Origin of the sequence: Paenibacillus pinistramenti (assembly GCF_005869875.1) — a bacterium.
GTDB lineage: Bacteria > Bacillota > Bacilli > Paenibacillales > Paenibacillaceae > Fontibacillus > Fontibacillus pinistramenti.
In genome coordinates, this window is the sequence record NZ_VAWG01000012.1 from 42,728 (window position 1) to 57,725 (window position 14,998).

A 14,998-nucleotide genomic window follows, 5' to 3' on the forward strand; every position below is an offset into this window, starting at 1 on the left:
GGGCCGCCCTACAGGGCAGCCCTAACTTGCAATGACCTCATCCTTAAAGACAAGGTTTGGTCTTAGCAGTTATTCAGAAGATTCAAATCAAGATCCAGCACAGATGAAGAATCCTCCCAATCCTTCAGCAGACCAAGCTTAAGGTCAAGCAGGGACTCGCCATCCTCATCCTTCAACAGGCTGAGACGAGCGTCCAGCACGGATTGGTTGTCCTTTTCGTCCTTCAGCACGTTCAGATTCGAATCCAATACAGACTCGTTGTCTTCTTCGTCTTTCAGAACGTTAAGCTTCGAATCCAACACAGACTCTTTGTCCTCTCCGTCTTTCAGAACGTTAAGATTCGAATCCAACACGGACTCGTTATCTTCTCCGTCTTTCAGAACGTTCAGATTCGAATCCAACACAGATTCGTTGTCTTCTTCGTCTTTCAGAACGTTCAGATTCGAATCCAATACTGACTCGTTATCTTCGCCGTCTTTCAGAACGTTGAGCTTCGAATCCAGCACAGACTCGTTGTCTTCTTCGTCTTTCAGAACGTTAAGCTTAGAATCCAGCACAGACTCGTTATCTTCTCCGTCTTTCAGAACGTTAAGTTTCGAATCTAACACAGATTCGTTATCCTCTTCATCCTTTAAAACATTGAGCTTAGAATCCAGTACAGACTCGTTATCTTCTCCGTCTTTCAGAACGTTAAGCTTCGAATCCAGCACAGACTCGTTGTCCTCTCCGTCTTTCAAAACGTTGAGCTTCGAATCCAGCACTGACTCGTTATCTTCTCCGTCTTTCAGAACGTTAAGCTTCGAATCCAGTACAGACTCGTTGTCCTCTCCGTCTTTCAGAACGTTCAGATTCGAATCCAACACAGATTCGTTGTCCTCTTCGTCTTTCAGAACGTTAAGATTCGAATCCAACACAGACTCGTTATCCTCTTCGTCTTTCAGAACGTTAAGCTTGGAATCCAGTACAGACTCGTTATCCTCTCCGTCTTTCAGAACGTTCAGATTCGAATCCAGCACAGATTCGTTGTCCTCTCCATCCTTCAGCACAGAACCGCTCAAATCTAACGCGGATTGGTTATCCCGCCCGCTGCTTTGCTGCGTCCCTCCACTCTGGCTCTGGTCGTTCAGCACCTTCAATTTGCCGTTCAGCACACTGCTGCTGCTGCTGTCATCCTGCAGCACGTTCAGGTGAAGGTTCACAAGGCTGCTCCCGCTTCCCGCCTGCTCCTGGCTGGCTGAAGCATGGACATCCTTCTGGGACAAACCCACAGCAAAAACAAAAGACGATGCAATCATAAATCCGGTTAGTTTTTTATTCATTAGTCAAGCACTCCTTTTTCTTGTTTTGGGCTTAGTGTCAAGCGGCCTCAAAGAATAGGAATGCCTTCGGCGGCATAGATGGAGGAGCATTCGAATACTGGTCCTTCATGAAAAATCCTGCCCCATGCAGGTTTATCCCCTGCGTCTTGGCGAGAACAAACCCTTCGTTTAAGACGGCGGTCCAATAACCGCCGCTGTTGAACGACGGGCCTCCGCTGCCCGAGCTTGCGCCGCCGTTTGCGCCGCTGCCCGGCTGGCCGGCTGCCAAGTAGGCTGAATCCGCCCAAGGCGACGGCTGATTCAAAGGAAGCTGCGTCGGCTTGGCCTTTTGTCCAGCCCCGGCAGAAAGAACGGCTGCGCTCCGGTCCGCATCCTGTTTGCCGGCAGCTGCCTCAACGTTCAGGCCGGCGCTTTCCTCCGCTGCAGCCGACTCTCCAACCACAGCTCCCGTCTGCAGACTCTGCTCTGACGAAGACTCCGCTGTCTGTCCGTCAGAAGTGACGGCTTGGGTTGGGAACTCCAGCGAGAAGTCAGGCTGAACTTCTGATTCATCTGACAATTCCGCTGAAATTGCCGGCTCTGCCGCGGCATCTGCCGGCCTTTTGCCGGAATCTGTACCGCGGTCCCCAAGGTCCGTCATTGCTGACGGACTTCCCGTCCCCGGCTTAACGGTTGAACCCGTCTCGTCCGGAATGCCCGGCAATGCCGGCCCGTCCGGCTCCACATCAATCTGCACATCCGGCATGTCCTCTGCAAGAACGCTGACGGTGTCTGTCACGGCATCAACCGTGCTGCCCACCGTATCAGCCGCTGCCTGGACCGTATCTCCGGCCGCTTCCAGCGCTCCGTCTGCCGTTTCACCTACGGTTTCCAGCAGCGGATCAAGAACGGGCTTAAGGGATTCCGCCGTCTTGGGAGCAGCCGTGCTCACGACGTCCTCAACCGTCTGCTGAACGGCCTGCCCGGCAGCCTCCACTACGGGCTGCGCAGTATCCTGAATAACAGTCTCTTCCACCAAACGGGAGACTGCATTCCCCGTTTCTTGAACCGTCGTATCCACAGTTTCTGTGAGCGGTTGCAATAAGGCGCCTGCGGAGATTCCGGCGTGAACGGACAAGCTGCCGCCTGCCTGCTCTGCTTGTTCGGCTTGCTCTGCTTGCTCGGTCTGATCCGCAGCCGAGGACAAAATCCCGGTTACACTGGATACAATTGAACCAACCGGCCCGCCTGTTGAAGGCTTTTCGTCTTTAGCGTAAGAGTGATTTCCCAGGGCGAACGAAACGGCCAATACCGCCGCACTGATCACCCATCTGTCTTTTCTCATCTGTTCACCTCCTTTCGCCGAGACGATTGTCGGTAGGGTATAGTTACCCCTTTTCCGAAAAAGCAAACAGTCCCGGCAAACAGAAAGCAATTTTGCCCATGAAAAAAGCCGCCCCGAAGGACGGCTTCAAACCCATAAACCTATGTGATTAGTACGCCAAAGCGGACAAGCCTTTGATGCGGGCCAGGTAACGGATGTTACTTGCCTCTTTCATCAGGGAAGCCGGCATACCTTTCAGCTTAGTAGCGCTTCCGCCAACCATTGCGATGCCGTCTTTGCGGCCCAGGCTGCCCAGCGTACCGGAGCTTACATAATGGAAGGATTCCATTGTGCCGCCTTTAAAGAGCACGGACAGGTTGTAACCGATCGTTTCGCCCATGTGCCAAGCGATTTGCGCTGTTGGCGGATACGGACGTTCTGCGCCTGGAGCGAATACAACTGCACTGTCGCCAGCAACAAAAATATCTTTATGGGACGTGGATTGCAGAGATTCTGTTACAGTTGCGCGTCCACGGTTCACTTCGATGCCGCTGTCAGCCACAAGTGCGTTGCCTTGTACGCCGCCGGTCCAAATTACAGTGCTTGCTTCAAAGGAGCTTCCGTCTTTCAGGAATACTTTGTTGTCCTTCAATTCAGTGATTGGCACGCCAGTCACGAATTTTACGCCGCGAGCCTCAAGGCTCTTCGTAGCGCGTTCAACCAGATCGGCAGGGAAACCAGCCAGAATCGTCGGGCCAGCTTCTACGCAGTACAGGCTGACATCATTGAAATCAATGCCTCTTTCGCGGCAAAGCTCTGGAAGCTCATCCGCAAATTCGCCGACCAGCTCAACACCAGTCAAACCGCCGCCGCCAACCACAAAGGTAGCGTCCGCTTTGTTTTTGGAGACTTTATAAGCATCAAGACGAGCTTTAACCGTTTCATATACACGATGAGCTTCGTCTACGGATTTCAGCGTTAAGCTGTTTTCCTTCAATCCAGGAATTCCGAAGTACGCAGTTTCGCTGCCAAGAGCGATAACAAGGGCGTCATATTTGTATGTAGCGCCGCTCACGAGTTTAACCTGCTTCTCATCCGGAGAAATTTTCTCAACAGTGTCTACAACCAGCTTCACGTTTTTGCCGCTGAGCAGCTTCTCAAGCGGAAGTGCTACAGCTTTCTCATCAAGATTGCCGGCAGCCAAACGGTGCAGCTCAGTAATAATTTGGTGTGTTGGGTATTTGTTTACGACTGTGATGGTTGCTTCTTCAGCACTCAGGTATTCACGCGCAGTCAGCGCGCTCAGAAGTCCACCGTATCCGCCGCCCAAAATCAAAATTTGCTTCGACATTTCCATCCTCCGTTCGTTATGCGATTCCAAAAATTCAAGTGCTCTCTTACTTCTTCTTCTCGTTTGTTACATCCAGGTAAGCCTGTGCAAACTTGAGGGCATGTTGGATGTTAGGGTCCTTCAGCATTTTCAGCAGGCCGAATACGCTGACATTGGAGTTGTCTTTCTTCGCGCGGTCGCTGGCTTCCATAGCGGTTGCAGCCGCATTTTTGGCCATGCCTACCACTGGGCCTACAACGCCTGTGAAACCTGCTTTGATATCTTCAATAAACACTTTGTCTGTAGCCAGGCTTTGCATTACTTCGTAAGCTTGAGTCATGGTATTCACCATCTCAGTCAGCTTTGGCAGATTGTCCACAAGGGTAGTTAGAGACTGCTGTACCTCAGGCTTGAGCAGTTGATCCACAAGATCCTTCGTGCTTGCAGCAGCCGCCGTTTCTTGCGTTCCTTGTGTTTCCGATTGATTCAAAGTTTGTGACATTTGGAACGTCCTCCTTTACGCTTAGTTACAGTCCGTCAATATTCGGGCATGCGGATGCCTTCAAAACAGAAACAGCCGGGCAGACCGCCGTTTTGAACCTCATCAGCCAGTGCATTGCGTTCGCTCGACCACCCGTCAACATTTACCCGCAAAAAAGAGCCCCTGTTCTCTGCGCCGTGCAGGAACCGGGTCCGCACAATCAGCACATGTTCTCAACAGGTTAATGACGAAATGGTGAAATCACACTTGAGCCGAAACGAACTCTCTACCCCTATATTACACCTTTTAAATATCAGTTTGAAATATATTTTTGATTTTTTCTTAATTTTGCTTTCATTTTGTGTTTTTTCTGGTTGCTTTATTCGATAAGTTCAGACTTAAACCGTCAAAATCGGTTATAATATTTTTACCAACAGCTTGGATCGTGCCAGAAATTGAGCAAGGATGCGCTCAGAGCCCTTCATTTACATTTCATCAAATTAGGTATTGTAAAATATAATTTTGTACTGTTATAATTGTGTCAATCCTTAATAAGGAAATCAATTCTACATTTACAGTCAGGAGGCTGCTGCCCTATGGATAGAATCACAAGTGAAGACCAATATAAAAGCCTGATTCATTCAGACGGATACACCGTCATTAAATTTGATGCAACCTGGTGCCCGGACTGCAAGAACCTGGACCGCTTCATCGGCTCTATTATTGAAGAGAACAGCGACAAGCAGTTCTACGCCCTGGATGTTGAGCAGCTTGAGCAGGTTGCCCAGGAGAATGAAGTCCGCGGCATTCCGAGCCTGCTTGTCTACAAAGACGGCCAGAAGATCGCCCACCTGCACAGCAAATATGCCAAGACGCCCGGCCAAATCCGCGAGTATCTGAGCACACTGGTTTCGCAGGTATAATCCTGAATCTGTAACTTTATACTTCAGATCCAGCTCTGCCTAGGCAGGTCCCGATAAGGGGCCTGCTTTTTTATTGATTGCACGGGAAACTTTTACAAAAAAGGGGTTGTCAACTCCGCCGCACGGGATTACAATAAAAACAAATTTATTTGTACGTACAACTCAAAATCATATTTGCTGTTTACTCGGAATAGTATGTACAAGTTAATGGACAGAAGATGGCAACTTCAATAACAGGAAGCGTCCCACCTATGATTATGAAAGCGGATTCAATTTAGTCGCTGCCGGAGTACTGTGTATGCTGCAGGGTTCATTATTTTCCGAATCGGAATCAAGGAGGAATTATGATGATGATCCATTTGCTGGACGATATCCCCTTGGACTTTATGGCGCTTGATAGAGGCGCACTCGGCAAGCTGGCTCCTTATGTGAAAAAGGCCGGCTATAAACGCCCCCTGATCGCGGCTGACCGCAACACCTATGAAGCCGCCGGCAGGACGGTGGAGGCCGAGCTCGGCAGGGCCGGCTGCGCGGCCAGTCTGTGCCTGCTTCAGCCAGGCAGCACAGGCGACTGCATCGCCGACGAGAAAGGCCTCGTCGAGTTGCTGCTCGCTGTCACGCCCGGCAAAACCGACTGCCTGCTGGCCGTAGGCTCCGGCACGATTCACGACATAGTCCGGTTTGCCTCAAGCAAGACCGGCATTCCGTTCCTGTCCGTCCCTACGGCGCCGTCCGTCGACGGCTTCACCTCCAAAGGCGCGCCGCTCATCATCCGCGGCGTGAAGCAGACGGTCAGCGCTGCCGCGCCGAAGGCGCTGTTCGCTGACCTGGACGTTCTGACCCGCGCCCCGCAGGAGCTCGTCGCGGCCGGGTTCGGTGATATGCTCGGCAAATTCACCTCCCTGTTTGACTGGAAGTTCTCCAGCCTGACCGGCGGAGAATCCTATGACGACAAGGCCGCGCGGATTACCGAAGAAGCGCTGCAGGCCTGCGTCGCCCACGCGGCCGAGATCGGCCGCCGCACGGAGCTGGGCATCCGCGTCCTGATGAGCGCCCTGATCGAATCCGGCGCGGCCATGCTGCTGTTCGGCCAGTCCCACCCCGCCTCGGGCGCGGAGCACCATCTCTCCCACTATTGGGAGATGGCTTATCTGGAGCGCGGCCGCAAAGCGCTCCTGCACGGCGCCAAGGTCGGCGTCGCCTGCGCCGAGATCTCGCAGCTGTACCACGACGCCGTGGACCGGGCGCAGTACCCGGTCCGCGAGCCGGAGCAGCTGCTCCGCCACGGCGCGCAGGTCCGCGAATGGCTGGCCGCCGTGCCTGCCGCGCCGGAGATCCGCCGGCTGCTGGAGCTGGCCGGCGGCCCTTCCACCCGCGCGGAGCTCGGCGTGGACGACGAGCTGTTCGCGGACAGCCTGCGCGAGGCGCATAAGCTGCGCGACCGCCGCACGCTGCTTCGCGCGTTGAACGAAGCTTAGGCGTCAAGCAGGAGTCTGCCCCCTGCCTTGTAGAAGGTATATCTGCAGATGCAGCAGCACAAAAAAAGCCCCGCCTTCCCAGGCGGGACTTCCTTCTCCTTCAACTTCAGATTAACATTCAGATTCAAATTCAGATTAGCAGCAGGCTGTATTAGGCCATACCCGGCGGTTTAACATCATACAAGAGCCGGGCCATCAAATCCTGGGCATAGTTGCCAAAATGTTTGCCGTAGATCGTCATCCCTCTTTTGTTAGCCGATTGCTCCGTGACCGCCAAACGGAAGATCATTTCGCTCTTATAGTTCAAGCCGATCTGATCCAGCGTCACATCCGAAATCCGGCAGCCGTCGATGAAGCTGCCCTCCTGGTTGATGCGGATGAGCTTGAGCATCCCGTACTGGTTCAAATGGGGAGGCCACCAGTCCGGATTAAAGGTGCCGCGCGCATCCCCGAAATCACCGGGGCTGGTCCAGTAACCCAGCTCGATTCCGTTCAGGTAGAAATAAATATCCGACGGATAGTTCTCGTTGTAGCCCGGAGCTTCGGACCCCAGTTCCAGACAGAACTGGATCTCCCGGAACGTCTGATTCGGTTTCAGATAATTCGGGATCCGGTATTCAATGAACCCTTCCGTCAGCCACAGGATTTCAGCATCAATCCGCTGGGGATCTGCGAAATAACGGGGATCGTCAAAATCGCCGATAATACTGTCTTTCGTCGCAAGCCCGCAGGTTGGCACCGCCTGATAATTGCTGTAATGCCCGACCTGAATTTCCACTTCGTACAGATTTTCCAATTCCTTGCTGCGCAGATCAACCATCAGCTTATCTTTATTCAGATAACACATCTTCTGGATGCCATGTTTGCCGACAGACGTATTGATCTCAATCAGGCCGCTGTCCTCCAGCTTCTTGATATGCATCGTAATGGCACCGTTGCTGAGGTTAAGCCTGCCGGCAATCTCATTCAGATTCAGAGACTGATTGGAGGCAAGCAGCTCCAGAATTTGAATCCGGATCTCCGAGCTTAAAGCTTTGAAGATATCAATACCGCTCATTAAGTCTTTAATATAAATCATCGCTGGACCTTCTTCCGCTGGGGTGCTGATTTGTTTTATATAATTATAAACTAAACCACAAAGAAAGCAATGAAATATGCCTCATTCCGTTAAACTACTTGAAAAAATAAACCTCAATCCTTAAGTTTACCACCTGCAAACTCCGCTATTTCCAACCCTTTTTCCTATTTCAGCTTTGTAAATAAGTCTGCACTCCCTTTTCATTTAAATTAATTTAAAAAGATTTAGAAAAATTAGTTTACTTCCTGAATTTCCTATGTTATTTTATATCTGTAAGCGGATTCATACTAAAATATGCTGATCAATTCACAAAGATCTAAACTAAATGAGTGGAAGGTGGCAGCTATGGTCGCAAGTGTTCAAAAAGCACGGATTATCGTTGACAAAGCTTTCCGGATCGCTGAGGTCGACAAGCGCATTTACGGCTCTTTCATCGAGCACCTTGGCAGAGCCGTATACGGTGGAATTTACGAGCAGGGTCATCCAACCTCTGATAAGAACGGCTTTCGCAGCGATGTCAAAGAGCTGATTCAGGAGCTGGGCGTACCGATTATCCGTTATCCCGGAGGCAACTTCGTATCCGGCTACAACTGGGAGGACGGTGTCGGCCCTGTAGAGGAGAGACCACGCAGGCTAGAGCTGGCCTGGAGAACGGTCGAGCCCAACTGGGTAGGCACAAATGAATTTACCGCCTGGGCAAGGGAGATCGGCTCCGATGTCATGATGGCCGTAAATTTGGGCACCCGCGGCGTGGATGACGCAAGAAATCTGATCGAGTACTGCAATCATCCCGGCGGCAGCTACTGGAGCGACCTGCGCAGGAAGCACGGCTATGAGCAGCCGCACCGCATCAAGACCTGGTGCCTCGGCAACGAGATGGATGGTCCTTGGCAGATCGGGCAGAAGACGCCTCAGGAATATGGCCGAATCGCCTATGAAACGGCGAAAGCCATGCGCCTTGTCGATCCTGACATTGAGCTGGTCTCCTGCGGAAGCTCCAGCACCGGAATGCCAACCTTTCCGGAATGGGAGGCTGTCACTCTCGATCATACGTACGATGTGGCTGACTTCGTCTCCCTGCATCAGTACTACGGCAACCGTGACAACGACACCGCCAACTATCTGGCCCGGTCCATGGATATGGATCATTTCATTCATACAGTCATCTCCACCTGCGATTACATCAAAGCCAAGAAGCGCAGCAAGAAGACGATGTATCTCAGCTTCGACGAATGGAACGTCTGGTACCATTCCAACGATGCCGACAGCAAAATCGATCCATGGAGCATCGCGCCGCCGCAGCTGGAGGATCATTACAACTTTGAAGATGCCCTCCTTGTCGGCAGCATGCTGATTACGTTCCTGAAGCACGCGGACCGGGTCAAGATGGCCTGCATGGCCCAGCTCGTCAATGTCATCGCTCCGATTATGACGGAGAATGGCGGCCGGGTATGGAAGCAGACGATCTACTACCCTTACCTCCATGCTTCCCGCTTTGGACGCGGCGTCTCCCTGAAGCCGATTGTCGACTCTCCGGTCTATGACGCCAAAGATTATACGGACGTCCCTTACGTGGACAGCGCCGTCGTCTACGATGAAGAGAACGAAAGCCTGACGATCTTTGCCGTGAACCGCCATCTGGAAGAAGACATTGAGTTGACCTGCGATGTCCGCAGCTTCGAAGGCTACAAGGTAGCCGAGCACATCGTACTGCACAGCGATGATCTCAAAGCCGTAAATACGGCTGACCATGAAGCGGTTAAACCGCAGTCAAACGGCGATTCTTCCCTGAATGACGGCTATGTCGAAACGATGCTGTCCAAAGCCTCCTGGAACGTCATCCGTTTGACGAAGGCCTAATCCGCCGGGGCGAAAGCCTGATGACCTGAACTTGTGCTTTACGGCTTTGTTATTCAGGGAGGCCTGCTGCCCTGGATGACAAAGCCCCATTATAGAAATAAGTCCAACACCCCACATCCATGTAAGCGCTTAAGAAAGCGGACTGCAATTTGGTTTGACAGAGATTTTGCTCAACAAACATCTTGTTCAAAATTATGGGGAGGGTCAAAAGATGAAAATGAAAAAATGGTTTATCCTGCTCAGCGTGATTTCGCTCGTCCTGTTTATGAGCGGCTGCGGCAAATCGTCAAACAGCTCCGGCGGTACAAAATCCGTTCTTGACGGCGGTGCAGGAGAGACGGCAACCGAGCTTTCGTACTGGACTTTTGTTGAGCTTCATGGCCAGCACTTTGAGAAAATGCTGACGAAATGGAATGCAGCCAACCCGGACCGCCAGATCAAGCTGAATGTAACGGTCATGCCTTATGACGACATGCACAACAAGCTGTCCATCGCGCTGCAGACTGGAACAGGCGCGCCGGATATCGCGGATATCGAGCTTGGCAAATTCCCTGACTTCCTGAAAGGCACGCCTCAGCTGGAGTCGCTGAACGATGTCATTGATCCATACAGAGATACCATCGTTAAATCCCGGATCGACTTGTACAGCAAGGATGGCGTGAACTACGGGATTCCGACTCACGTTGGTGCAGCTGTAGCCTTCTATAATACGGATATTCTCAAGGAAGCCGGCGTTGACTACACTACAATCAAAACTTGGGATGATTACAAAAAAGCCGGTGAGCTGGTTTATGAAAAAACCGGCAAACATATGGGTACTGCGGACACAAGCGCAACCTGGCAGGCTTCCATGCTGCTGGCTCAGCAGGGATCTGACTTCACTGACGCCGACGGCAACCCTCAGGTTAACTCTCCTGAAATGGTCAAGGCATTGACGCTTCTTAAAGACCTTCAGGACAGCAATGTCCTTGCTACGGTTGCAGGCGGCCAGCCGGATACGGAAGAAGCTTACGGCGAATTCAACTCCGGTAATTATGCTTCAGCGTTCATGCCTTTCTGGATGATGTCCCGCTTCACGAACTACATGTCTGACCTGTCCGGCAAAGTAGCTATCGCTCCGATCCCGGTTATCGAAGAAGGCATGCCAAGATCCTATGGCGGCGGCGGTACAGGTACAGTAGTCACCAAGACAGCCAAAGATGTGCAGCTTGCCAAAGATTTCCTCGCTTTCGCCAAACTGTCTGAGGACGCCAATATCGAAATCTGGAATACACTCGGCTTTGACCCGGTTAATATGAACGTTTGGACTATGGAAGATGTAACTCACAATCCGGATAACCAGTTCGTTAAATACTTCCAGAACAATCCATTCGACGTACTGAACGAAATCAAGGATGAAATCAAGCTGATTAAATCCACCCCTGCTTCACCAACGATTAACAACGTACTTTGCACCGTAACCCTGAATGAAATCTTCGAGGACGGCAAAGACGTCAAGCAGGCACTGGACGATGCTCAAGCGCAAATCGAGCAGGAGCTGAAGTAATTCCTTCCTTCTTAAAAATTTGCAAACAAAGCTGCCCCTCTGCGGGGCGGCTTTGTTTAAAAAAGGAGCTGCGCAATCATGATTAAAAGATTTTTGTACTCCCAGAAGGTCGCTCCCTATGTCTTCGTGCTTCCTTTTGTGCTTGTCTTTGCGATCTTTTGGGTTTATCCCCTGATCAGCTCGTTCCAAATGAGCTTTCAGAAAATCACCCTTGGACAGGAAGCCCAGTACATAGGGTTTGATAACTATACCAAGCTGATGACAGACAAAACGTTCCTCAAGGCGATCGGCAACAGTGCGCTTTATATGGTTCTAACGCTCGTTATTCTTATTCCTTTTCCGATGCTGTTTGCAGTTTTAATCAATAACCGGCTGATGTGGGGACGCGAATTTTTCAAATCGTCCTTCTTCTTCCCTGCCCTGACTTCCGTCGTCGTAGCCGGTACGATCTTCCGTCTGATGTTTGGCGAAATGGATGGCTCGTTGATGAACAGCATTTTAGCCCTTTTTGGCGTAGGACCCATGAAGTTTCTGAAGGAGCACACTACCGGTATGATCGCCCTGCTGGCACTGGCCACCTGGAGATGGACCGGAGTGAACATGCTCTATTTCTTGTCTGGCCTTAAAAATATCCCCGACGACTACTACGAAGCGGCTTCCATTGACGGCGCCTCCAGCTTCCAGAAATTCATGAAGATTACTGTACCTCTGCTGAAGCCAACTTCCATTTATGTGCTGACCATCAGTATCTACGCCGGTCTGGCCATGTTTATTGAAAGTATGATGCTTTGGAACGGCAACAACTCCCCGAAAAATATCGGGCTTACGATTGTCGGTTATCTGTACCGTCAAGGCATTGAGAAGAACAACCTCGGCTACGCCGCTGCAGTCGGTATCGTCCTGCTGCTGATCACGATGATTATCAATCTGACGCAGCTTGCGTTTACAGGCCTGTTCAAGAAGGAGGATTAGTGCGATGACCAAAAGCAGAGAAAAGGCCGTTCGGATCTGTCTGTTTATCTTCTTTGTTATTATCAGTTTCTTTATTCTGGTGCCCTTCTATGCCGTCACCATCTCGGCCTTCAAACCCGGCGAGGAGCTGGTCCGGTACGGACTTAACCTGAAATTTGATTTAAATGTCATGAGCTTTGACAACTTCGTTTATTTGTTCACCGGCGACCATGCTTACTTCACCTGGTTCTTCAACTCGCTGATCCTGACCATCGTTCAGGTTGTCCTGACGCTGCTGATCAGCGCGACGGTAGCGTACGGCTTCTCGGCTTATGACTTTCGCGGGAAGAACTTCCTCTTCATCTGCGTGCTGCTGATCATGATGGTGCCGTTTGAGATTCTGCTGCTGCCTTTATACAAGCTCATCTTTAACATGAATCTGATGAATACCTATTCCGCTATTATTCTGCCCGGCATCGCCAGTGCGGCGACCATCTTCTTCTTCCGGCAATATTTATCCGGCATTCCGAAAGAGCTCATCGCAGCGGGCCGTGTCGACGGTGCCACCGAATACGGCATCTATGTCCGGCTGATCCTGCCGATTATGAAGCCTTCCTTCGCCGCCATGGCGATCCTCAACGGGATGAACAGCTGGAACAACTTCCTCTGGCCGTTTATGGTGCTGAGCAACGAGAACAAGTACACCCTGCCGATCGGTCTCAAGACGCTGCTTACGCCTTACGGCAACAACTATGACCTGCTGATTGTCGGCTCGTTCTTCTCCATTCTGCCGATCTTCGTTCTGTTTATTGCCTTCCAGAAATACTTCATCGACGGTATGACCGCAGGAGCTGTGAAAGGCTGATCCGGGAACCTATTTAAACAACCTTTAACTATACAAAACAGGAGTGATTGAACATGGCCATTACTGCAAAAATAGATATCCAAAACGCTAAAGGTACAATCAGCCGGTACTTGTACGGACAATTCGCGGAGCATTTGGGCCGCTGTATTTATGAGGGCCTCTGGGTCGGCGAGGATTCGCCGATTCCGAACACGGACGGCATCCGCAATGACGTCCTGGCCGCTTTAAAGAAGCTGAATATCCCCGTGCTGCGCTGGCCGGGCGGCTGCTTTGCAGATGAATATCACTGGATGGACGGCATCGGGCCAAAGGAACAGCGGGCGCGGATGATCAATAACCATTGGGGCGGTGTGGAGGAGAACAACCACTTCGGCACCCATGAATTTTACCGGCTGTGCGAGCTGCTGGGAACCGAAGTGTATATCAACGGCAATGTCGGCAGCGGCACGGTTCAGGAGATGCAGCAGTGGGTCGAATACATCACTTTTGAAGGCGAATCTCCGATGGCGAACCTGCGCAAATCAAACGGCCGCGACGAGCCCTGGAAGCTGGAATTCTTCGGCGTCGGCAACGAGAACTGGGGCTGCGGCGGCAACATGCGGCCGGAGTATTACGCCGACCTGTACCGCCGCTACGCTACCTATGTGCGCAACTACGGTAACAATAAGGTCTACAAGATTGCCTGCGGCGCCAACACGGACGATTACCACTGGACCGAGGTGCTGATGCGCGAAGCGGCCGGCCATATGGATGGACTCAGCCTGCACTACTACACCATTCCATCCGGCGACTGGTTCACCAGCAAAGGCTCGGCGACTGATTTCTCCGAGGCCGACTGGTTCGCAACGCTGCGCAATACGCTGAAGATGGAAGAGCTGATCGTCAAGCATTCCGCCATCATGGACAAATACGACCCGGACCGCCGCGTCGGCATGATTATTGACGAATGGGGCATCTGGTGTGACGTGGAGCCTGGCACAAATCCAGGGTTCCTGTATCAGCAGAATACACTGCGTGACGCCCTGATCGCCGGCATCAACCTGAACCTGTTCCACAAATACAGCAGCCGGGTGAAGATGGCGAACATTGCCCAAATGGTGAACGTGCTGCAGGCCATGGTTCTGACCGAAGGCGACAAAATGCTCCTCACGCCAACTTACCATGTCTTTGAAATGTTCAAGGTGCATCACGACAACGAGCTGGTCGAGCTGGAGTTCGAAAGCCCTGCTTACCGGTACGGAGCCGAATCCATTCCGCAGATCAGCCTCTCCGCTTCCAAAGACAGCGAAGGCAAGGTCTACCTGTCCGCCTGCAATCTCCATCACGATCAGCCTGTCAGCCTGCAGATTCAGGTAGACGGACTTGCCGGAGACGGCGTCAAGGCGTCAGGACGCGTGCTGAGCCACACCTCCCTGAACGCGCACAACACGTTTGACCAGCCGGAGCTGGTGGCGCCGGTTACACTTGGCGGCGTATCGCTGGAGGGCGGCGTGCTGAGCTTTGATCTGCCGGCCGCCTCCGTAGCTGTGCTGGAACTGGCATGAGCCGGCAGGCGGGCTTAGCCGGCGGTGCCCCCGCCGGCTGCAAGGGCTGCTCCGGCACGGCCAGTGTGCACGTGCCGCCGGAGAAGCTGGAACGGCTCATCCAGATGGCCGTTCAGAACCGCCCAGCCGCCAGCGATGATGAATACGCGCGGCGGCTGGCGGTCTGCTCCGGCTGCCAGGGCCTCCAGTACGGCACGACGTGCCGGTACTGCGGCTGCCTGGTAGCCGTCCGGGCCAGTCAGCGGGATGCCGGCTGCCCGTATCCCCTGCAGTCCCGCTGGGAATCCGCGGGACCCCAGGATGCTGTTACTTCCTAAACC

At 52.3% G+C, this 14,998-nt stretch carries 13 protein-coding genes; 8 read left to right on the forward strand and 5 right to left on the reverse strand.

All coding sequences use genetic code 11. The features are described 5' to 3' along the window. Window positions 1-62: 62 nt before the first annotated feature. The 4 genes from FCN15_RS13985 to FCN15_RS14000 all read right to left on the reverse strand — a co-directional run bounded on the left by FCN15_RS13985 (window position 63) and on the right by FCN15_RS14000 (window position 4,454). Window positions 63-1,319 carry a hypothetical protein gene (locus tag FCN15_RS13985; RefSeq protein WP_138495615.1) on the reverse strand — a complete coding sequence of 419 codons (1,257 nt, stop codon included), beginning with the start codon at window positions 1,317-1,319 and terminating at the stop codon, window positions 63-65. Window positions 1,320-1,356: 37 nt separating this feature from the next. Further along, window positions 1,357-2,643, reverse strand: coding sequence for a prolipoprotein diacylglyceryl transferase (locus FCN15_RS13990; RefSeq protein ID WP_138495616.1), 1,287 nt, complete (start codon window positions 2,641-2,643; stop codon window positions 1,357-1,359). A 148-nt stretch (window positions 2,644-2,791) separates the two neighbouring features. After that, window positions 2,792-3,973 (reverse strand): NAD(P)/FAD-dependent oxidoreductase, encoded by a 1,182-nt coding sequence (locus FCN15_RS13995; protein WP_138495617.1) that lies wholly within the window; start codon window positions 3,971-3,973, stop codon window positions 2,792-2,794. 46 nt (window positions 3,974-4,019) lie between these two features. Beyond that, window positions 4,020-4,454, reverse strand: coding sequence for a DUF1641 domain-containing protein (locus tag FCN15_RS14000; RefSeq protein WP_138495618.1), 435 nt, complete (start codon window positions 4,452-4,454; stop codon window positions 4,020-4,022). A gap of 575 nt (window positions 4,455-5,029) precedes the next feature. On the opposite strand from FCN15_RS14000, the gene FCN15_RS14005 reads away from it, so the two are divergent. Both FCN15_RS14005 and FCN15_RS14010 read left to right on the forward strand, forming a co-directional pair. After that, complete coding sequence (locus FCN15_RS14005; RefSeq protein WP_138495619.1) at window positions 5,030-5,356, forward strand: thioredoxin family protein; 327 nt, start codon at window positions 5,030-5,032, stop codon at window positions 5,354-5,356. 347 nt (window positions 5,357-5,703) lie between these two features. Further along, on the forward strand, window positions 5,704-6,834 hold the full coding sequence (locus tag FCN15_RS14010; RefSeq protein ID WP_238996692.1) for a sn-glycerol-1-phosphate dehydrogenase: 1,131 nt from the start codon (window positions 5,704-5,706) through the stop codon (window positions 6,832-6,834). A gap of 151 nt (window positions 6,835-6,985) precedes the next feature. Here FCN15_RS14010 and FCN15_RS14015 read toward each other — a convergent pair whose 3' ends face one another. Further along, on the reverse strand, window positions 6,986-7,912 hold the full coding sequence (locus FCN15_RS14015; RefSeq protein WP_138495621.1) for an ArsR/SmtB family transcription factor: 927 nt from the start codon (window positions 7,910-7,912) through the stop codon (window positions 6,986-6,988). 345 nt (window positions 7,913-8,257) lie between these two features. On the opposite strand from FCN15_RS14015, the gene arfA reads away from it, so the two are divergent. The 6 genes from arfA to FCN15_RS14045 all read left to right on the forward strand — a co-directional run bounded on the left by arfA (window position 8,258) and on the right by FCN15_RS14045 (window position 14,995). Beyond that, window positions 8,258-9,772, forward strand: coding sequence for an arabinosylfuranosidase ArfA (gene arfA / locus FCN15_RS14020; protein ID WP_138495622.1), 1,515 nt, complete (start codon window positions 8,258-8,260; stop codon window positions 9,770-9,772). Between the two features lie 217 nt (window positions 9,773-9,989). Next, window positions 9,990-11,318, forward strand: a complete 1,329-nt coding sequence (locus tag FCN15_RS14025; protein ID WP_138495668.1) for an ABC transporter substrate-binding protein — start codon at window positions 9,990-9,992, stop codon at window positions 11,316-11,318. A gap of 78 nt (window positions 11,319-11,396) precedes the next feature. Beyond that, complete coding sequence (locus tag FCN15_RS14030; protein ID WP_138495623.1) at window positions 11,397-12,290, forward strand: carbohydrate ABC transporter permease; 894 nt, start codon at window positions 11,397-11,399, stop codon at window positions 12,288-12,290. Window positions 12,291-12,294: 4 nt separating this feature from the next. Continuing rightward, window positions 12,295-13,134: a carbohydrate ABC transporter permease gene (locus FCN15_RS14035; protein ID WP_138495624.1), complete on the forward strand. Its 840-nt coding sequence runs from the start codon at window positions 12,295-12,297 to the stop codon at window positions 13,132-13,134. A 53-nt stretch (window positions 13,135-13,187) separates the two neighbouring features. Then, on the forward strand, window positions 13,188-14,678 hold the full coding sequence (locus tag FCN15_RS14040; protein ID WP_138495625.1) for an alpha-N-arabinofuranosidase: 1,491 nt from the start codon (window positions 13,188-13,190) through the stop codon (window positions 14,676-14,678). 65 nt (window positions 14,679-14,743) lie between these two features. After that, on the forward strand, window positions 14,744-14,995 hold the full coding sequence (locus tag FCN15_RS14045; RefSeq protein ID WP_238996693.1) for a DUF6171 family protein: 252 nt from the start codon (window positions 14,744-14,746) through the stop codon (window positions 14,993-14,995). The last annotated feature ends 3 nt before the right edge of the window (window positions 14,996-14,998 follow it).